The sequence below is a fragment of the Alcaligenes sp. Marseille-Q7550 genome (assembly GCF_965112015.1).
Window position 1 is genome coordinate 899,177 of the sequence record NZ_CBCOPU010000001.1, and the last position, 20,230, is coordinate 919,406.

The following is a 20,230-nucleotide window of genomic DNA, read 5'->3' on the forward strand; positions in this document are numbered from 1 at the left end:
CCCCTTGGGGGGCAGCAAGCCGAAGGCGCAGCGAGGGGTGTTTCTTGCCGGTTTTGTTGCAGTTACCCCTTGACAACAAGGTTCGGCAACACAAAAGGTATAGTGGATAACCCGTAACCCGGTTACAATCGTCTTTACGAACAACGATTTACAAATACAAGAACCGCCATGCTTCGCCAACGCACCATCAAGAACGTCATCAGTACGAAAGGAGTCGGCCTGCACTCCGGACGTCGCGTGGAGATCACGCTGCGTCCCGCTGCGCCCGATACCGGTATTGTGTTCCACCGCGTTGATCTGCCCGAAGTCGTGGACCTGCCGGCCCAGGCCGACAAGGTCGGCGGCACCCGCATGGCCTCTGTATTGATCAAGGACAACGTGCGCGTCTCCACCGTCGAGCACCTGATGTCGGCCATCGCCGGACTGGGCATCGACAACCTGCACGTGGACCTGACCGCCGAAGAAGTGCCCATCATGGACGGCAGCGCCGGCACCTTCGTGTATCTGCTGCGTTCGGCTGGCCTGCAGGAGCAGGCCGCGCCCAAGAAGTTCCTGCGCGTGCTCAAGCCCATCGAAGTCTCCGAGGGCGAGGGGCAGGACATCAAGTGGGCGCGCCTGGAACCTTTCGAGGGCTTCGCCCTGCAGTTCTCCATCGATTTTCACCACCCGGCCATTGACGCCACCGCCAATTTCGCCGAAGTGGATTTCGCCCGCGACTCCTACGTCAAGACCATCGCCCGTGCCCGTACGTTTGGTTTTGCCAGCGAAGTCGAAGCCTTGCGGGCGGCCGGGCTGGCCCGCGGGGGCAGCCTGGACAATGCCATCGTCATGGACGAGTACCGCGTGCTCAACAGCGACGGCCTGCGCTACGAAGACGAGTTCGTCAAGCACAAGATCCTGGACGCCATCGGCGACCTGTATCTGATCGGCCATCCGCTGATCGCGCGCTACGTGGCCTGCAAGTCCGGCCATGGCCTGAACAACCAGTTGGCCCGCGCCCTGCTGGCCGCCCAGGACAGCTGGGAACTGGTCACCTTCGAATCGGCCGCGGCCGCGCCGCGCGCCTACACCAGCGAGTGGAAGTTCGCCTGATCGCGGGCCGCTTCCCCTGGCGGGGAAAGTCAGCCGCGGTGATGCCGCAGCAGTCGTTCTATGGCCTCGGCCAGCGGCCCCTGAGGCAGTGAGTCGCGCAACTGCTCGAACGATTGCAAGGCCCGCTCGTCCAGGGGCTGGACCTGGCGCTCGGCTTTTATTGTCTCGCCGGCGAACAAATGGGCTTGTACATGGACCAGCGCATCGGTAATGTTCCAGCCAGCGGCGTTCAGGCGCCGCATCACGGTGGGCAGCAGCTGTCGCAGCTTGGCGGCATGCGCGGCGCTGGGAACTGCCAGCGTCAATTGCTGTCTGTCTATACGGGCTACCTTACATGCCTTGCCCAATGCCGGTGGCAAGGCCTTGCTGACATGGGTCTGCGCCGCCATGAGCTGCCGGGCCATTTCCAGAACCTGGGAACCTTGCTGGTCGCTGGCCAGCCAGCCCAAGGCGTGGCCTTGGCCACTGCCGCGCTTGCGCGCCGCCCACGCGGAATGCGGCTTCTCGGCCCTGCTCGAGGTTTGACGAAAGTGGATCGACAGAAAGACAACAAGTCCTTGGATTCTAACGCCAAAGGACTGCGCCAGGCGCTGATTGCCGTCCTGGCCGCTGCATCGTTGGGCGTTTCCGCAGGTGCGGGCGCCTGGGTGCAATCGCATTGGAACGAACGCGACGGCGCCTCCGCCCCGCAGGGCGGGGCGGATGTCCAGCAGCAGGTGCGCAGCGCCGCACTGCAGGACAACGTCAATCGCCTGGCCGAAAAGGTCGGCGACCTGCAGGCCAAGCTGATCGAGATGGACGGCGTGAGCAAGCGTGTGGCCGAGGCCGCCGGCATCGCCTACACCAATCCCGAACTGGCCGACTCCATGCCGGTGCAGGACGCCGAGCTGTCCACCAGCATCGCGGGCGCCGACCTGGGCTGGAGCGCCGAACGCCTGGGGGAGCAGCTGGACAGCCTGGCCAAGCAGATGTCCGACCAGCAGGACTGGTTCAACATGCTGGATTCCGTGCTGACCGAACGCAGCGGCAACGAAGCGCGCCTGCCCAATTACCGCCCCATTGACTACGATGCCGTGGCCTCGTCGTTCGGCTGGCGCCGGCACCCCATCACGGGCCGCCACGCCCTGCACGAGGGGCTGGACTTTCCGGCGCCCAAGGGCACGCCCATCTATGCCGCTTCCGGCGGTGTGGTGTCCGAGGCGCGCTACGTGCCCGGCTATGGCAAGCTGGTGGAAATCAATCACGGCAACGGCATGAGCACCCGCTACGCGCATGCCTCCTCCATCATCGTCAAGCTGGGCGACGTCGTGGAAAAAGGCCAGCTGATCGCCCGCGTGGGCTCCACCGGACAGTCCACCGGCTCGCATCTGCACTTCGAGGTGCGCATGGCGGGCCATGCGCTGGACCCCAACCTGTTCCTGCCGGCGCGCGAGTACGTGGACAATCAGATCGCGCAATTGGATTCGGGCAAGTAGTTCCACCGGACGGCATGTGCGTTAAACTGTATTGTTTTCTTGCGCTTCCCTTTAACCTGATATAGGAATGGGGTATTGTTGCAAGTCCTTGCAGCCTCGCCCACATTGACGACACAAGAATGGTTTCATTGCTGAAAAAGCTTATTGGCAGTCGCAACGACCGATTGCTCAAACAATACCGCAAGCTGGTCGCGCAGATTAATGCGCTCGAACCCTCCGTGAAAGGGCTGAGCGACGAGGACCTGGCTGCCAAGACCCAGGAGTTCCGCCAGCGCATCGCCAACGACGGGGCGTCGCTCAATTCGCTGCTGCCCGAGGCCTTCGCCGTGGTGCGCGAGGCCAGCATACGCGTCTTCGGCATGCGCCACTTCGACGTGCAGATGCTGGGCGCAATCGCCCTGCACAACGGCAAGATCGCCGAAATGCGCACCGGCGAAGGCAAGACCCTGACCGCCACGCTGGCCGTCTACCTGAACGCCCTGGCGGGCAAGGGCGTGCACGTGGTCACGGTCAACGACTACCTGGCCCGGCGCGACGCCGAATGGATGGGGCGCCTGTACAACTTCCTGGGCCTGAGCGTGGGCGTGGTCGTGCCCCAGCAGGACAACGCCGAGAAGATCGCCGCCTACCAGGCCGACATCACCTACGGCACCAACAACGAATTCGGCTTCGACTACCTGCGCGACAACATGGAATATCGCGCCGAGGACCGCCGTCAGCGCGGCCTGTCCTACGCCATCGTCGACGAAGTGGACTCCATCCTGATCGACGAGGCCCGCACGCCGCTGATCATCTCCGGCCAGGCCGAGGACAATACCGAACTGTACGTGCGCATGAATGTGGTCCCGCCCATGCTGACCCGCATGACACAGGAGCCGCGCCCCAACGAACCCGAGCCCGAAGGCCACTTCTGGGTGGACGAGAAGGGCCAGCAGGTCCACATCTCCGAGGCCGGCCACGAGCGCGCCGAGGAAATCCTGACCGAGATCGGCCTGCTGCCCGAGGGCGAGTCCCTGTACGAGCCGCGCCATATTTCCCTGATGCACCATCTGATGGTCGCCCTGCGCGCCCACAACCTGTTCTTCCGCGACCAGCAGTACGTGGTGCAGGACGGCGAAGTGGTCATCGTGGACGAGTTCACCGGCCGCCTGATGGCCGGCCGCCGCTGGTCCGACGGCCTGCACCAGGCCGTGGAAGCCAAGGAAGGCGTGCGCATCCAGAACGAAAACCAGACCCTGGCCTCCATCACCTTCCAGAACTACTTCCGCATGTACGAGAAGCTGGCCGGCATGACCGGCACGGCCGACACGGAAGCCTACGAATTCCAGGAAATCTACGGCCTGGAAACTGTCATCATTCCTCCGAACCGTCCGCCCCAGCGCAACGACCAGAACGACCAGGTGTTCAAGACCGACGAGGAAAAGTTCAACGCCATCCTGAAGGACATCCAGGACTGCCATGAGCGCGGCCAGCCCGTGCTGGTGGGCACCACCAGCATCGAGAACTCCGAGCTGATCTCCCAGCGCCTGAAGGCCGCGGGCGTGGCGCACGAGGTGCTGAACGCCAAGCAGCACGCGCGCGAAGCCGAGATCGTGGCCGAGGCCGGCAAGCCGGGCCATGTCACCATCGCCACCAACATGGCCGGCCGCGGCACCGACATCGTGCTGGGCGGCAGCATCGAGCGCGCCATCGCGCAGGTGCGCGAGGACGCCTCGCTCAGCCAGGAACAGAAGGACGCCCGGATCCAGGCCATCCGCGCCGCCTGGGAGCCCGTCAACCAGCAGGTCAAGCAGGCCGGCGGCCTGCGCATCATCGGCACCGAGCGCCACGAATCGCGTCGTATCGACAACCAGCTTCGCGGCCGCGCCGGCCGCCAGGGCGACCCCGGCTCCTCGCGCTTCTACCTGTCGCTGGAAGACTCGCTGATGCGCATCTTCGCCGGCGACCGCGTGCGCGCCATCATGGAGCGCCTGCGCCTGCCCGAAGGCGAGCCCATCGAGGCCCGCATGGTCACCCGCTCCATCGAGTCGGCCCAGCGCAAGGTCGAGGCCCGCAACTTCGACATCCGCAAGCAATTGCTGCAGTACGACGACGTGGCCAACGATCAGCGCAAGGTCATCTACGCCCAGCGCAACGAGGTCCTGGAGTCGGCCGACATCACCGACACCATCAGCAGCCTGCGCGAAGCCGCCGTCAGCCGCCTGTTCCGCGAATATGTGCCTGAAGAGTCCATGGAAGAGCAATGGGACATTCCCGGCCTGACCACGGCCCTGGCCAGCACCTTCCAGATCGAGCTGCCCCTGGCCGCCATGCTGGAGCAGGAGCCCAACCTGACCGACGAGGACCTGCATGACCGCGTCGTGGAAGAGTCCCGCCGCCTGCTGCAGGCCAAGATCGACCAGGTGGGCCAGCCCAACTGGGGCAGCTTCGAGCGCGCGGTGTTGCTGCAGTCCATCGACACGCAATGGCGCGGCCACCTGCAGGCGCTGGATCACCTGCGCCAGGGCATCCACCTGCGCGGCTACGCCCAGAAGGATCCCAAGCAGGAATACAAGCGCGAAGCCTTCGAGCTGTTCTCCGACATGCTGGATCGCGTGCGTGACGAAGTGGTCAAGGTGCTGATGACCGTGCGCATCCAGTCGCCCGAACAGGCGCAGGAAGCCGCGGTGGACACGCCGCCCCCGGCCAATGTGCGTTTCCATCACTCGGACTACGACGCCGCCCTCAGCGGCGAGGACCCCGGCCTGGAGGAGACTCCACAGGGCGAAGTCCCCCGCGTGGGCCGCAACGACCCCTGCCCGTGCGGCAGCGGCAAGAAATACAAGCAATGCCACGGCCGCCTGGCCTGACGCCTGCCCGGCCCGCATAGGCCGGATGCTGTCTTCATCGACCCCATGGACTCCGGCCCATGGGGTTTTTCTTTGGCTCTCCGTCGAGTTGCAGAGCACGAATCGGCTGGTCGATAGCAGAGCTGGCCTTTGTAAAGACGCCGTTCAGGATGTGGGTGGACCCGTCCGGGCTGACGGCTTGCCGATGCTGCGCACCGGTTCCCTTGTCGGGAGATCGCTCCGGGCGCACCTTGAACTCGTCCGGGTGGTTCGCCCCCCGGGCGAACCACAAGCGCCGGACTCAGACAGCAAGGTGCTTGCATCCCTGCGCGCTCTCTCGCCTGCGGCAAGCCATCTGACCCGCCCTGACGAGTCCACCCACATCCTGAACGGCTCACAATGGTCACCTGACCCAAGAGGATCCTGCACGCCTGCCATGGCCTCGATAAAGGACGAAGAGCCTTTGTTCCTTGCCCAGAAGTTGCGGCGCAACTGGCCGACTGTTCGGTAGGAGAGCCGGTCTTTATAAGGATGCAGTTCAAGGTCCGCTGTATCAGCCAACTGGTACGAGTCAATCTGCCGAATCACGGGACGAGGACGTCAGTGAGATGCCACGAGTCGTGGTTTAAGCTTGAAGTTTGTACCGACATTGCAGCCCTCGTTTCCCCCTCATGAGCATGTTCCCTGAATTGCATCGTATCGCCCTCGTGGGCGCGGGCGAGGTCGCCCGTTGTTATGGTCCGGCCTTGAAGTCAGCCGGGGTGGAGATTTCTTTTCTGCTGGTGCGGCGCGAGACGCCGGCGGCGCGCGAGCTGGCGCGGCAACTGCAGGCCGAACTGTGCCTGGCGCCCGGCGAAGCCTGGCGCGGGCTGGACGCCGTGATCAGCGCCGTTACGGGCGCGCAGGCGGCGGCGGTGGCGCAGTCCGTGCTGCCGTGTCTGCCGCCGGGCAGCCTGTACATGGACCTGTGCACCGGCGAGCCGCAGGACATGGAGGTCATGGAGGAGCTGGCCCGGCAGCGCGACGTGGATTTCGCGGACATCGCCATCATGGGTTCGGTGCCCACCACCGGCGTGCGCACCTCGCTGCTGGGGGCCGGAAAGGGCGCGGAACGCGCCGCCGCATTCTGGCAGGCGCAGGGAGCCGCCATGCGGGTGCTGCCCGGCAAGGCGGGCGACGCCATGCGCCTGAAGCTGTTGCGCAGCCTGATGACCAAGGGCCTGGAAGCGCTGGCCATCGAGAACCTGATGCTGGCCGAACGGATGGGCCTGCGTGAGGAGCTGCACGAGGTGCTGCGGGATCTGGATCGCCACGGGCTGCGCCATTTCATGGAACTGTGCCTGCGCACGCACCTGGTGCACGGCGTGCGCAGGCGTGACGAAGTGCTGCAAGTGAAGCGGCAGATCGAACAGGCGGGCATAGCGCCTCGCGTCATGGACGGGGTTCTGGACTTCTTCCAGCACACGGCGGATACGCCGGCGCTGCAGCGCAGCCAGGCGCTGGGCGTGGAAGAAAGCCTGGCGGTGCTGCTGGCGGACGCGGACACTAAGGCGCGCTGACAGCGCAACGCCGCCGGGAATGCCGCCGCAGGGGGAGGCCGGGCCTCCGTCCGCGCTTGCAGGACCCGCGCCGGCCCTACAGCAGGAAGATGGTGGCCAGGCCCAGGAACAGCAGAAAGCCCAGCGAATCGGTGGCGAAGGTCAGCAGCACCGATGAGCCCACGGCGGGGTCGTTGCCGAAGCGGTCCCGCAGAATGGGGATGAGCACTCCCAGGGCGGCGCCCAGCAGCATGTTCCCTATCATGGCGGCCATCATCACGGCGGCGATGGCGATGGAGTCGGAAATGAACCAGGCGAAGAAGGCCGTGACGATGCTGCCGCAGGCCCCCACCAGAAAGGTGACCAGCAGTTCGCGCTTGATCAGGGGCAGCACGTTCGAGCCCGTGACGCGGCCGGTGGCCATGGCGCGGATGATCATGGTCATGGTCTGGTTGCCGGAGTTGCCGCCTATGCCGGCCACGATGGACATCAGGAAGGCCAGGATGACGATGTGGCTGACCGTGTCCTCGAAGCGCGAGGCGACGAAAGAGGCGGTGGCGGCCGTGCACAGATTGATCAGCAGCCAGGGGGCGCGGTTGCGGATGGCCGTGCGGATGGGCGAGAAGATGTCTTCTTCCTGCAGACCGGCCCGGGACAGGGCCTGTTCCTGCGAGTCCTCCTGCAGCACGTCCACGACCTCGTCGATGGTCACGCGCCCGATCAGGCGGCCCATGTCGTCCACCACGGGGGCGGACACCAGGTCGTAGCGCTCGAAGGCGCCGGCCGCGTCGGAGTCCGAATCCAGGGGATTGAGCGTCAGGTAGTCGGTGGACATCACCGAGGAGACCAGGGTTTCGGGCTCGCTGACCAGCATGCGGGTCAGGGACAGGGTGCCCTGCAGCTTGTCGGCGCGGTCCACCACGAAAATCTGGTCGGTGTGGTCGGGCAGCTCCTGCAGGCGGCGCAGGTAGCGCAGCACCACCTCCAGGGTGACGTCCTCGCGCACTCGCACCATGTCGAAGTCCATGATGGCGCCGACGGTGTCCTCGGGATAGCCCATGGCTTCGATCAGCTGGGCGCGCTCCTCGTCGGTCAGGCCGCGCTGCACGGCGGCCACCACGTCCGGCGGCAGGTCCGGCACCAGGTCGGCGATCTCGTCGGCGTCCATGTTGCCGGCGGCCGCGATCAGGTCGGCGGTGTCCATGGAGCGGATCAGCGACTCGCGCGCCCAGTCCGCCACTTCCAGCAGCACGTCGGCGTCGTGTTCGGAGCTGACCAGCTGCCAGACGGCCTGGCGCTCGGCTTCGGGCAGCGACTCCAGGATGAAGGCGATGTCGGCCGGATGCAGGTCGTTGATGATGGCCTTGATCTCGGCCTCGTGCTGTCGGTGGATCAGGCCTTCGAGCAGGTTGGAGCGGTCATCGTCCTCGAATTGGCGCTGGGCCAGGGATTCCACCACTTCCTGGCGCTTGAGGATGTTCTGCAGGCGATGCAGGGCCTGTTGCGCGTCTTCGGGCTCCAGCCGGCGCGGCGTCGGGTTGGGGCTGGTGTCGGAGGGGGAAACCTGGTTTTCCTGCATAGGCCTGCCTGTTGCTGTTGCTTAGAGTGGGGGCAGCGGGCGGCTGCGGCGCTCGTCGTCGGTGGCCACGTAGGTCAGCGTGGCCTCGGTCACCTTGACCGTTTCCAGTTGCAGGCGCTTGCGCTCCGCATAGACTTCCACCGAGACGGTGATGGAGGTGCGCCCGGTCTTGACGATCTCGGTATAGAAGCTGAGCAGGTCGCCCACGAAGACGGGCTGCTTGAAGGTGAAGGCGTTCACCGCAATGGTGGCGACCCGGCCCTGGGCGCGGCGCGTGGCCGGGATGGCGCCGGCGATGTCGACCTGGGACATGATCCAGCCGCCGAAGACGTCGCCGTGGATGTTGGCGTCCGAGGGCATGGGCATGACGCGCAGGGTGGGCGCGCCGTCGGGAAGCTGGGTGGGAATGCTTGGGGTACTCACGAATACTCCAGTGGTACGGATTGGCGGATGGCCGAGGTGCGCGACCGGGCCGCGCACGGCAGACGGCGGGAACTGGCATTGTAATGGCAAGCGCGAGGTCTGCCGCTAAACATTTGTTAAAGCATCGACGGTGATCGATGCTGTCGCAGCCAGTCCAGCGCCAGCTTGACCCAGTAGCTGGCGCCCACGGGGATGAGCGCGTCGTTGAAGTCATAGCTGCCGTTGTGCAGCATGCACGGCCCCATGCCGTGGCCCTGGCTGCGGTGGTCGCCGTCGCCGTTGCCCAGCCAGACGTAGCAGCCGGGCACCTCCTGCAGCATGAAGGAGAAGTCCTCGGCCCCCATGGAGGGGCGGATGTCCTGGCGCAGGCGGTCTTCGCCCACCAGTTCGCGGATGACCTGGGCGCAGAAGGCGGCCTGGCCGGGGTCGTTGATGGTGGGCGGGTAACGGCGGTCGAAGTCGAATTCGGCCTTGCAGCCGAAGGCCGCGCAGGTGTGCTCGGCCAGCTCGCGCATGCGCTGCTCGACCAGGTCCAGGGCCTGCACGGAGAAGGTGCGCACGGTGCCGCGCATGACGGCCTCGTTGGGAATGACGTTGTCAGCCGAACCGGCATGGATCTGCGTGATGCTGAGCACCACGGGCTCGAGCGGGTCCACGTTGCGGCTGACGATGCTCTGCAGGCTCTGGGCCAGCTGCACGGCCGTGACCACGGGGTCCACGCCCAGGTTGGGCATGCCCCCGTGGGCGCCCTTGCCCTCGATGCGGATCTCGAAAGTATTGCTGGAGGCCATCATGGCGCCGGGCAGCACGCCGAAGGTGCCCGCGGGCATGCCGGGCCAGTTGTGCAGGCCGAAGACCGCCTGCATGGGGAAGCGTTCGAACAGTCCGTCGCGTATCATCTCGCGGGCCCCGCCGAAGCCTTCCTCGGCCGGCTGGAAAATCAGGTGGATGGTGCCGGCGAAATCGCGGTGCTCGGACAGATAGCGGGCCGCGCCCAGCAGCATGGCGGTGTGGCCGTCGTGTCCGCAGGCGTGCATCTTGCCGTCGTGGCGGCTTTTGTGGGCGAACTCGTTGAGTTCCTGCATGGGCAGGGCGTCCATGTCGGCGCGCAGGCCTATGGAAGGCCCTTCGCCGCCCGTGCCCTTGAGCACGCCCACCACCCCGGTGACGCCCAGCCCCCGATGCACGGGGATGTCCCACTGCTGCAGCCAGTGCGCCACCTGGTCGGCGGTGCGGGTTTCTTCGAAGGCCAGTTCGGGATGGGCGTGAAGGTCGCGGCGTATGGCCGCGATCTCGTGGGACCAGGCGGAAATGGGTTCGAGCAGCTTCATGATGCAGTCCTGTTCGTGGGCCGGGAACCTGTTCACGTTCTTTTCATGGCGTCCGCAGGACAGCAGACAGAGGCAAGCCGAGCGCGCGTCGCCGCTCATGCTGGCGCCTGGGCATGGCGCGCAACACGGGGCGCTGCTGTATGCTGCCTGGCCCGAAGAGTGGCCCCTACAGGGCCGCGTCTGCCGCGTTGCAATTTCCCGCCGGACCGCCAGCCCGGCTGCGGTTCGCGCCTTGCGCCCACGGCCTCGCAGGGCGGCAGGCGCCATGAAAAGAACGTGAACAGGTTCTAAACAATGAGGTAGAGTAGAGTTAACCATAAATAAACCAGAATTAGGTGACAAGCTCTTGGATACTCAGCAAAAACCATGGCTCGAGCACTATCCGCCATCTGTGCCCAAGGACATCCGGCTCGGCCCCGACCAGACCCTGATCGACTCTCTGGATACCGCCATCAAGAAGCACAAAGACAGGACCGCGCTGACCTTCATGGGCCATGACGTCAGCTATGCGCAACTGGACCGGCGCGCCGATGCCTTTGCCGCCTGGCTGCAGTCCCAGGGCCTGGAGCGCGGCAGCCGCGTCATGCTGATGCTGCCCAACGGCCTGCCGTTCCTGATGGCTCTGGTGGGCACGCTGCGCGCCGGCATGGTGGCGGTCAACACCAACCCGCAGTACACCGAGCGAGAACTGGAGCACCAGCTGGCCGACAGCCAGTCCGATGTCATCGTTATCCTGGAAAACTTCGCGCATGTGCTGCAGCAGGTGCCCAAGCAAGTGCAGCCGCGCCATGTGCTGATCAGCACGGTGGGCGACCTGATGGGCTTGAAGGGCGCCGTGATCAACCTGGCGGTGCGCTATCTCAAGCGCATGGTGCCCTCGTACTCCCTGCCCGGCGCGCTGCACCTGCAGGATGTGCTGGAGCAGGGCGCGAGCCTGCCCCTGCGGCGCGAGCCCGCGCATCCCGATGATCTGGCGCTGCTGCAGTACACCGGCGGCACCACGGGCCGTCCCAAGGGCGCCATGCTCAGCCAGCGCAACCTGATGGCCAACGTGCTGCAGGTGGAAGCCGTCGGGCATCCGGCCCTGGGCGATTTCCAGGGACCGGCCTACACCATGATGGTGGCCCTGCCGCTCTATCACATCTTCGCCCTGACCGTGTGCGGTCTGTTCGCCCTGTATGCGGGCATGCACATGGTATTGATCATGAATCCGCGCGATCTGGATTCCATCTGCAAGGCCTGGAAGCGCAACCCGCCCGAGGTCGTGCCGGCGGTCAACACCTTGTTCAACGCCCTGGCCAATCACGGACCGTTCCGTTCCCTGCCTTTCGCGCAGCTCAAGCTGTGCCTGGCCGGCGGGGCCGCGCTGCAGAAGTCCGTGGCCGAGCGCTGGCTGGCGCTGACCGGGTGCCCGCTGATCGAGGGCTACGGCCTGTCCGAGACGTCGCCCGTGGTGGCGGTCAACGCCACCGACTCCAGGGACTACAGCGGCACCATCGGCTTTCCGCTGCCGTCCACGGACGTTGTCCTGCTGGACAGCCAGGATCAGCCCGTGGCCCAGGGCGAGCAGGGCGAACTGGCGGTGAAAGGGCCGCAGGTCATGTCCGCCTACTGGAACCAGCCCGAGGAAACCGCCAAGACCTTCACCGCCGAAGGCTTCCTGAAGACGGGGGACATAGGCATCATGGACGAGCAGGGCCGCATCCGCCTGGTCGACCGCAAGAAAGACATGATCCTGGTCTCGGGCTTCAACGTCTATCCCAACGAGATCGAAGATGTCGTGGCCTCGCATCCGGACGTGCTGGAAGTGGCCGCCGTGGGCGTGCCCAGCGAGCACAGCGGCGAGACCATCAAGCTTTTCGTGGTGCGCAAGAACCCGTCCCTGACCGAGGACGAGATCAAGCGCTGGTGCAAGGAGCGGCTGACGGCCTACAAGCGGCCGCGCATCATCGAGTTCCGGGACGAGCTGCCCAAGAGTAATGTGGGCAAGATCCTGCGCCGCGTGCTGCGCGACGAGGAAGCCGGGAAGGCGCCGGCCGGTTGAACCGGCGCGGCGCAGAACGTTCCGGCCGGCGGACGATCAAGGACGCCGGGTCAGATGGGGGCGGGCCATCTCCAGCAACTGTTCGGCGATTTGCGGATTGCCCGCATAGACGTAGCCGCCCGAGGGCCAGGGCTGTTCCTGGTACAGGTCCTGGCACACGCCCTTGGCTTCGCGCACCAGCAAGGTGCCGGCCGCCACGTCCCAGGGCGCCAGGCCCATTTCCCAATAACCATCGTAGCGGCCGCAGGCCACCCAGGCCAGGTCCAGCGCGGCCGCGCCCATGCGGCGCACGCCGCGGCTGCCGGTGATGGCGGCCTGCAGCGTGGGCATGTACTGGTCGGCGAAGGAGAAGTCGCGGAACGGAAAACCCGTGGCCAGCACGGAATCCGCGATGGTCTTGGCCTGGGAGACCTGGATGCGGCTGCCGTTCAGCCAGGCGCCCACTCCGTGCATGGCCGTGAACATCTCCTCGCGGTTGGGGTCGTAGACGACGGCGATCACGGGCGTGTCCTCGGCGAGCACGACATTGTCCATCTGGGTGCCGGCCGGCGCGATCAGGGCGACCGAGACGGCATACTGGGGGATGCCATGCAGGAAGTTGGTGGTGCCGTCCAGCGGGTCTATGTACCAGGTGGGGCGGCCGTTGCTGGCGCCGCCGCTTTCCTCGGCCACGATATCCATGTCGGGCGTACGTTCGCGCAGTACCGCGATGCAGGCCTGCTCAGCTTCGTGATCGGCTTGCGACACCAGGTCGTTGCGCATCTTGCTGGTGATGACCAGTTCGCTGCGGTTCAAGGCGTAGGCCTGTAAAATGGCTGCAGCGGCGTGCGCCGCCGTGACGGCGGCGTCCAGGCAGTCGCTGAGCGGTAAACGTGGCAATGGCATGTGATGTGTTCTCGAGATTGAAAAAAGCCGGTGGATCATTTCATTGTACGCGCGTCTTTGTTCCAGTTTTATTAAGCCCCCGACCGGGGGCGCGACCGGCAATGGGCGGTCTTTCTTCAGGCGAATTTTTCAATGACTGCAGCAGCATACGATCCGCTCGTTCCGGCCCGCCTGGAATTCAATGAGCAGGGCGTGCCCGTCAGCTCGGCCTATCAGGACGTCTATCACCCGCCCGGCGGTCCGCTGGGCCAGGCCGAGCAAGTGTTTCTGCGCGGCAACGGCTTGCCCGAACGCTGGCGCGGGCGTCGCCAATTCACCATTTGCGAGACGGGCTTCGGACTGGGTTCCAACTTCCTGGCGACCTGGGATGCATGGCGCAGCGATCCCCAGCGCAGCGACTTCCTGCATTTTGTGTCAGTCGAAGCCCATCCGTTCCGCCGGGCCGACCTCGCGAGCCTGTATCGCCGCCTGCCGCAGGAGTTGCAGCCTCGGGCGCAGGAGCTGCTGTCCGCCTGGCCGGTGCTGGTGCCCGGCATGCACCGCCTGGAGCTGGAAGGCGGCCGCGTCACGCTGACCCTGGCCCTGGGCCAGGCGGACAGCGTCATGCGCGAACTTCAATGCCGGGCCGACGCCTTCTACCTGGACGGTTTCGCTCCCAGGGGTAATCCGGGAATGTGGTCGCGCGCGGTGCTGGGCCAGCTGGTGCGTCTGGCCGCGCCCGGGGCGACGGCTGCGTCCTGGTGCTGCGCCGGACAGGTGCGGCGCGATCTGGCCGCGGTCGGCTTCGAGGTGCGCAAGGTGCCCGGCTCGGGCGGCAAATGGTGCACGATGCAGGCGAGCCTGCGGCCGCATCTGGGACTCCGGGACGCGCCGCCCGCGCAAGGACGGGTGGTGATCGTGGGCGCCGGCCTGGCCGGCGCGGCCTGCGCCTGGGAGCTGGCGCGCCGCGGTCAGCCGGTGCTGGTCTGCGACCCGGTGCTGCGCCTGGGGCGCGACGGTTCCCACCAGGGGCACAGGCTGGCGGCCATCTCTCCCGTGTTCGCCCTGGATGACGCTCCGCTCGCGCGCCTGAGCCGCAACGGCGTATTGCGCGCCTGGCAGGGCTGGAAGGATCTGCCGGAAGCCGCGCGGCCCAGGCGCGTCGGCACGCTGCTGGTCGGGCAGGCCGGGAACCTGGATGAAGATATCCAGGACGCCCTTGCGCGCCTTCAGCTTGATGAGGAATGGGTGCAATGGTGGGATCGGGGCCGGGCCTCGCAGGCTGCAGGCATGGCCCTGGCCCGGGGCGGGCTGCATTTCCCGCAGGGCATGGTGGTGGATCCGGGGGCCCTGGTGGCGCATCTGTTGGACCATCCCCTGATCGAATGCCTGCCGGAGCGGGTGCAGGTGTGGGATTCGTCCGAGCCGGGCTGCTGGGACATCCATCGCGAGGCAGGCGGAGTGGCCGAGCGTACGCCGCGCGTCGTGGTGGCGGCGGCCGGGCGCAGCCTGCGGGCCCTGCATTCGGATGTGCTGGCGGCTCATCTGCTGCCGCGCCTGTCCCGCATGCAGGACCTGGCGGGACAGGTCAGCTACCTGCCGCCGGATCAGTCATTGACGCCGTCGGGGCCCACGCTCAGCGGCCTGGGCTACATCCTGCCGGCGGACGCGAGCGGCCAGGTCATCGGCAGCACGTATCTGCGTTCCGGCCAGACGCCGGAAGTGACGGCCGAGGGCCATGCGCAGAACCTGTCCAAGGTGGGCGCCATGCTGGCGGATCCGCCTGAAGCAGCCGGCCGCGAGCCCCGGTCGGGCTGGGCGGGCTGGCGCGCCGCCCTCAGCGATCATCTGCCCGTCATGGGATGCCTGCCGGGCCACCCGGGGCTGTTCATGGCGGCGGCCTACGGCTCGCGCGGCCTGAGCTGGAGCCTGCTGGCAGCCGGCCTGCTGGCCTCGCGTTGGCTGGAGGAGCCGGCTCCTCTGGAGCGGCGCCTGGAACGGGCGGTTCTGCCGCGCTGATTTCTTTTTTTATTTTTTATTTCCGCTTATTTTTAACGAGGGTTTTCCTTTGTGGCGCAAATACGTCAAAATAATGGCCTTGTTTAGTATTTTGGGCGTGCCCTGCGATAAGCATCGTTCCGTCCTTCCACTCTGACGACGTGACACAATTGTTTAATCATCTGAGTTTATTGACGGCGAAACCAGCGCATGCTGATTTCGCCTTTGTCGAAACCGATTACGCGCTCCGCATCGAGGCGCATGCGCCGGGTGTTTTCCGTTTGCGCTGCCTGCCGAGCGCCAAGCTCGATAACGAAAAGCTCAGTACCCGGGCCAAAGCCCTGGGCGACATGCTGCTGGCCCGCCATGAGGCCGTCAGCGAATTCCAGCTCGAGTCCGCGGAACAGGGCTGGCGCATCGAGCAGGGCGACGTCGTCGTGCACCTGCAGGCCGCGCCCTGGCGCTTCGAGATCCGGCGCGGCGAGCGCTGCGTGCTGAGCAGCAGCGACCAGCCTCTGGCCTTGCTGCAGGGCGACGCCCCTTGCTGGCAGCTGGATCTGGCCCTGGCCGACGAAGACGCCCTGTATGGCCTGGGCGAGACCCTGGGCGAGCTGGATCGGCGCGAGGAAACCGTGGACACGGACCGCCCCGCCGATCGCAGCCTGCCCTTGCTGTGGAGCACCCAGGGGTGGGGTCTGTACATCAATACCTTCGAGCGCGTGGAGCACGATCTGGGCAGGGATGCGGATGACCGCTACCGCGCCCGTATTCATGCGGCTGAACTGGACGCCTTCCTGTTCGTGGGCGAACCGGGCGAGATCATCAACCAGTATTCCGCACTGACCGGCCGCGCCGGCCAGCCCGGCGTCTGGCCCATGGGACTGTGGCTGGACGGCGCCGTCGGGCAGGACGCCCAGGCCTTGCGCGAGCAGGCCCGTCAACTGCGTGAACAAGGCATCGCGGCCGACGTGGCCGTCCTGCCCGCGCCGCAGTCCTACGGTTTCCAGCAGGACAAGCCCATGCTGGAGTGGGATGCGGCCCGTCTGGCCGATCCCCGCGAGACCCTGGCCGGCCTGCAGGCCGAGCAGGCGCAGCTGGCAGCCTGGACGCGGCCCTGCGTGCTGGCCGGCACGGCCCTGTTCGACGAATGGGAAGACAGGGGCTGGCTGCTGATCAATGACGAGGACGGCAGCGCCCACGTCTTCAAGGGCGACGCGCTGAGCGGCGGCCGGGACTACGGTCTGCTGGACCTGACCCACAAGGACGTGTTCCGCATGTGGACGGAGCGCCAGCGCCAGATGGTGGACGATGGCCTGGGCGCCGTGCTGTGCAACGCCCGCTTCGACATTCCGGACGCCATCACCAGCCGCGGCGGCGAATCGGGCGCGCTGCTGCGCGCCATCTACCCCGTGCTGGCCCGCCAGGCCCTGTTCGATGCGGTGGCCGGTCACAAGACGCCCCAGGAACGCGCGATCGCCAGCCGGGACTTGTTTCCATCGGCGCAGCGTTTTGCCTGGCAGCTTGGGCCGGCCGTGGAGAATTCCTGGGAGGGCCTGGCCCAATCCCTGAAATCCGCCCTGTCCACGGGCAACAGCGGCGTGCCCATTCAGGTGCACGGCCTGGGCAATGCGGCCGCCGATACTTCCGGCATGTCGCCCGAGCTGTACCTGCGCTGGCTGGCCATGGCGGTATTCTCCGCCAACTTCAGCCTGCAAGGCGTGCCGGCATTGCGTCCGGATGCGTTCGACGAGGCCACCCAGGCGCTGGTGCGCCATTGGCTGGAGTGGCGCTTCCGCCTGGTGCCGTATGTGCTGGGCATCATCGAGGACGCCGTGCGCACCGGCCTGCCGGTGCAGCGCTCCATGGCCCAGGCTTTTCCGGCCGACGGCGAGGCGCGTCTGTGGGACACCCAGTATCTGCTGGGTCCGGCCCTGCTGGTGGCGCCCATCCTGCAGCCGGGCGAAGAGATCCAGGTCTATCTGCCCAAGGGCGAGGCCTGGTGGGACCTGAGCACGGGCTGGCGTTATGAGGGCGGCACGACGCTGGACTTCAAGGCGGGGCTGGATCGTCTGCCGGTCTTCGGTCGCGAAGGACACATGCTGTGCCTGGGGCCGGTGGTGGGCCATACCTCCGAGTTCAATTCCGCGCGCCTGCTGGACGAGGTCTGGATGTTCGGCATGCCCGAGCACAGTCCCGTCGTCATGCGCAACAAGATCCGCGTCATGCAGATGCAGGGCTCCAGCTATATCAAGGGCCTGGAAGGGCTGAAGATCCTTCCTTCTGAAGGCCTGGAAGTGAAGCGCCGCGGCGCCGAGGTGCGCATCTCCCGCGCACGTTGAGCGTTCCGTTCCTGCTGGAAAGCCGCCCTTCGGGGCGGTTTTTTTATGGGCCGGGCTTGGGTGGAAAGCGGTTTGTCTGTTGGAAGATTCTGCTTTTGGAGACGCCGGTCTGGTCTTTGTCTCGGCTGGACAGGGCGGGTCGGACGGCTTGCCGCAGGCGGGGAGGAGCGCAGGGAAGCAAGCGCTCTGCTGTTCGACCGCGACGCTTGTGGCTCGTCCCGGGGGCGAGGCCCCGCGGGGGTTCAGAGAGCGCTTGCTTCCCTGCGCTCCTCCCCGCCTGCGGCAAGCCGTCCGACCCGCCCTGTCCAGCCGAGACAAAGACCAGACCGGTTCAGAAAACAGAAGCAACAGGCAAACCGCTTTCCACCTTTGGGGGCATTGCCAGGAGCGCTGCCGGCATCTGTTCACTACCTGCTTAGCTTATGAAAAATCTGACCAATAGCCGTCCTGCCGTCTGCGTAGAATTTTGTCTCTAAGGGTTTTTTTGAATAAAAAGAACTATAGAACGTACTTTATGATTTAAGCATAAAACAAACTTGTTCAAAGGAGGCAGGGATGATGTATGACAAAGCAGTGCGCCTGGCAGGGTTCGGGTTGATGCTGGTCGCCGCCGGCGCGGCGGCGCAGGCCGCCTACCCGGATCGCCAGCCCATCAAGGTGGTGATCCCCTACGCGCCGGGCGCGGCGGGCGATGTCGTGTTCCGCATCCTGCAGCCGGAGCTGACGCGCGAGCTCGGCCAGACCCTGGTGGCGGACTACAAGACGGGAGCGGGCGGCAACATCGGAGCCTTGAACGTCGCCCGGGCCGAGCCGGACGGCTATACCTTGCTGCTGGGCGCGACCAACAACTTCGTCATCAACCAGTACCTGTACAAGAACCTGGGCTTTGATCCGCTGAAGAACCTCAAGCCCATCGGCAAGTTGGTGGACGTGCCTGCCTTCATTTTCATCAACGCTCAATTGCCCGTCAAAACCTTTGCCGAGTTTCGCGACTATGCCGCCGCGCACCCCGGCGCCATCAACTATGGCACGCCGGGAGCGGGCACGACTCCCGACCTGTCCGGCTGGCTGGTCTCGGACGCCGTGAAGGGCAAGATGGTGGGCATCAACTACCGTGGCTCGGGCCCTGGCGTGCAGGCCCTGCTGGGCAACGAGGTGCAGATGTACATCGGCGGCTACGGCATTGCCACCTCCTTTCTACCCACCGGCAAGATCCGCGCCCTGGCCGTGTCCGCCGAACAGCGCTTCAAGGATCTGCCCGACGTGCCCACGACCCGCGAACTGGGCATAGCGGAAGCGGTGGTGAACAACTGGTGGGCCCTGGCCGCGCCCGGCGGCACGCCGGATGAGGTGGTGCAGGCGGTGGACAAGGCGGTGCAGAACGTGCTGGCCCAGGACGATGTGCGCAAGAAGCTGCTGGAACTGGGCTTTGTGGTGACGCCGGGCAATTCCGGCCAGTTCGCCGCCGAGTTGCAGAAGGAGGCGCCGTACTGGAAGGCGGTGATCGAGCGCGCCAACATCCGCATCGAGCAATGACATGCGTCCGCCATTGTTCTATCGGCGCAGCGGGCAGGGGCCGGCCTTGCTGCTGCTGCACGGCTACGCATCGTCATCCTTGTTCTGGGAGCCCTTGCGCCGCGAGCTCGAACCCGACTTTGATGTGATTGCGCCGGATTGGCCGGGATTTGGCCGCAGTCATGCGGTGGAGCCCTGTCGGACGGTGCAGGAGTTTGCCGACCGCGTCCTGGACCTGGTCGACACCCTGGGGCTGGAACGTTTTCATGTGCTGGGGCATTCCATGGGAGGCTTTCCCGTACAGGAGTTACTGGTCAGCCACTCCCGCCGCCTGGCATCGGCCACCTTGTACGGATCGGGACTGCGTGTGGACAAGGCGCGACGCTTCGAGTCCATTGCCCAGACCATAGAGCGGCTGGAGCGGCAGGGGCCCATGGCCAGTTCCTTGCCCGTGCTGGAGAAATGGTTCGTCCGGCCCGGGCGCCATGCCGAAGAGTTCGAACTGTGCAGGCGCGCCTTGCAGGGCATGACTGTCGAAGGCGCGGCGGCGGCCTTGAACGCCTTCGAGTCCGTGGACTATACGGGGAGGCTGGGGCAGGTGCAGGCGCCTGTCCTGGTGATACTGGGGCAGCACGAACGCAGCCATCCCCCGGCCAGCGCGCTGGAGCTGGTGCAGGCCCTGACGCAGGCAAGCCTGTGCGTGCTGCCCGACTGCGCCCATGCCGCGCATCTGGAACAGCCTGTTCTGTTTGTCCAGGCGCTCAGGCAGTTTCTCCTGCGGCGGGAACGAGTGCTGGACTCCGTGCCGGCGGCCTGCTGACGGATTCGGCCCCAGTCGCGTGTATTTTGCTGAAGTTGAGCAACGGTACTTGACAGCTTGGGTTTATCCTTGCATAATTCTATCTTTCAGTCGGGGGTCGTTAGCTCAGTCGGTAGAGCAGCGGACTTTTAATCCGTTGGTCGCGCGTTCGAGTCGCGCACGACCCACCACCTTAAGCTGAAACATGAAAAAAGGCCGCTTTCAGCGGCCTTTTTCTTTGGTTCTTTCATTTTGTACCGCCTGAAGTAAAGACGCATCGGCCTTGAGGCCAGCGTTTCTTTGACGCTTTGCAGGGGCGCCTTTGGCGCCGCGCCAGTCCAGTTTCGCTCGATATCGCCATGCGTGGCGGGGCTGCGCGAGGGTGAGTAGTCAAGCCGGAATGGA

The 20,230-nt window shown here is 65.7% G+C and carries 14 protein-coding genes and 1 tRNA gene; 10 read left to right on the forward strand and 5 right to left on the reverse strand.

Annotated features, from left to right (window positions below; genetic code table 11):
* Positions 1-168 precede the first annotated feature (168 nt).
* Positions 169-1,092 carry a UDP-3-O-acyl-N-acetylglucosamine deacetylase gene (lpxC, locus tag ACWPWO_RS04285; RefSeq protein WP_394064412.1) on the forward strand — a complete coding sequence of 308 codons (924 nt, stop codon included), beginning with the start codon at positions 169-171 and terminating at the stop codon, positions 1,090-1,092.
* A 29-nt stretch (positions 1,093-1,121) separates the two neighbouring features.
* On the opposite strand, the gene ACWPWO_RS04290 is transcribed toward lpxC, so the two are convergent.
* Positions 1,122-1,541, reverse strand: coding sequence for a DciA family protein (locus ACWPWO_RS04290; RefSeq protein ID WP_454004661.1), 420 nt, complete (start codon positions 1,539-1,541; stop codon positions 1,122-1,124).
* A gap of 81 nt (positions 1,542-1,622) precedes the next feature.
* Between ACWPWO_RS04290 and ACWPWO_RS04295 the strand changes: the two genes are divergently transcribed.
* From ACWPWO_RS04295 to ACWPWO_RS04305, 3 genes are all read left to right on the forward strand, one after another.
* Positions 1,623-2,567 carry a M23 family metallopeptidase gene (locus ACWPWO_RS04295; RefSeq protein ID WP_394064416.1) on the forward strand — a complete coding sequence of 315 codons (945 nt, stop codon included), beginning with the start codon at positions 1,623-1,625 and terminating at the stop codon, positions 2,565-2,567.
* Positions 2,568-2,686: 119 nt separating this feature from the next.
* Positions 2,687-5,416, forward strand: a complete 2,730-nt coding sequence (secA, locus tag ACWPWO_RS04300) for a preprotein translocase subunit SecA (protein WP_454004664.1) — start codon at positions 2,687-2,689, stop codon at positions 5,414-5,416.
* A 650-nt stretch (positions 5,417-6,066) separates the two neighbouring features.
* Entirely contained in the window at positions 6,067-6,954 is an 888-nt protein-coding gene (locus tag ACWPWO_RS04305) for an NAD(P)-binding domain-containing protein (protein ID WP_454004665.1), read from the forward strand.
* A gap of 76 nt (positions 6,955-7,030) precedes the next feature.
* Here the strand turns inward: ACWPWO_RS04305 and mgtE are convergent, their stop codons facing one another.
* The 3 genes from mgtE to ACWPWO_RS04320 form a co-directional block, all read right to left on the reverse strand.
* Complete coding sequence (gene mgtE / locus ACWPWO_RS04310) at positions 7,031-8,512, reverse strand: magnesium transporter (RefSeq protein ID WP_394064422.1); 1,482 nt, start codon at positions 8,510-8,512, stop codon at positions 7,031-7,033.
* A 21-nt stretch (positions 8,513-8,533) separates the two neighbouring features.
* Entirely contained in the window at positions 8,534-8,878 is a 345-nt protein-coding gene (locus ACWPWO_RS04315; protein WP_394065775.1) for an acyl-CoA thioesterase, read from the reverse strand.
* 173 nt (positions 8,879-9,051) lie between these two features.
* On the reverse strand, positions 9,052-10,266 hold the full coding sequence (locus ACWPWO_RS04320; RefSeq protein WP_394064424.1) for a M20 aminoacylase family protein: 1,215 nt from the start codon (positions 10,264-10,266) through the stop codon (positions 9,052-9,054).
* A 346-nt stretch (positions 10,267-10,612) separates the two neighbouring features.
* Between ACWPWO_RS04320 and ACWPWO_RS04325 the strand changes: the two genes are divergently transcribed.
* The gene (locus ACWPWO_RS04325; RefSeq protein ID WP_454004668.1) at positions 10,613-12,310 is read left to right on the forward strand and encodes an AMP-binding protein; all 1,698 of its coding nucleotides are present in this window, start codon (positions 10,613-10,615) and stop codon (positions 12,308-12,310) included.
* A 36-nt stretch (positions 12,311-12,346) separates the two neighbouring features.
* On the opposite strand, the gene ACWPWO_RS04330 is transcribed toward ACWPWO_RS04325, so the two are convergent.
* Entirely contained in the window at positions 12,347-13,195 is an 849-nt protein-coding gene (locus tag ACWPWO_RS04330) for an inositol monophosphatase family protein (protein ID WP_394064428.1), read from the reverse strand.
* A 132-nt stretch (positions 13,196-13,327) separates the two neighbouring features.
* Here ACWPWO_RS04330 and mnmD point away from each other — a divergent pair, with 132 nt between their 5' ends.
* The 5 genes from mnmD (at position 13,328) to ACWPWO_RS04355 (ending at position 20,016) form a co-directional block, all read left to right on the forward strand.
* The gene (gene mnmD, locus ACWPWO_RS04335) at positions 13,328-15,193 is read left to right on the forward strand and encodes a tRNA (5-methylaminomethyl-2-thiouridine)(34)-methyltransferase MnmD (protein WP_454004670.1); all 1,866 of its coding nucleotides are present in this window, start codon (positions 13,328-13,330) and stop codon (positions 15,191-15,193) included.
* A gap of 113 nt (positions 15,194-15,306) precedes the next feature.
* Positions 15,307-17,511, forward strand: a complete 2,205-nt coding sequence (locus ACWPWO_RS04340; RefSeq protein ID WP_454006269.1) for a glycoside hydrolase family 31 protein — start codon at positions 15,307-15,309, stop codon at positions 17,509-17,511.
* Between the two features lie 555 nt (positions 17,512-18,066).
* Positions 18,067-19,047: a Bug family tripartite tricarboxylate transporter substrate binding protein gene (locus ACWPWO_RS04345; protein WP_454004672.1), complete on the forward strand. Its 981-nt coding sequence runs from the start codon at positions 18,067-18,069 to the stop codon at positions 19,045-19,047.
* A 1-nt stretch (position 19,048) separates the two neighbouring features.
* Complete coding sequence (locus ACWPWO_RS04350) at positions 19,049-19,846, forward strand: alpha/beta fold hydrolase (protein ID WP_454004674.1); 798 nt, start codon at positions 19,049-19,051, stop codon at positions 19,844-19,846.
* A 94-nt stretch (positions 19,847-19,940) separates the two neighbouring features.
* Positions 19,941-20,016, forward strand: a tRNA-Lys gene (locus ACWPWO_RS04355).
* The last annotated feature ends 214 nt before the right edge of the window (positions 20,017-20,230 follow it).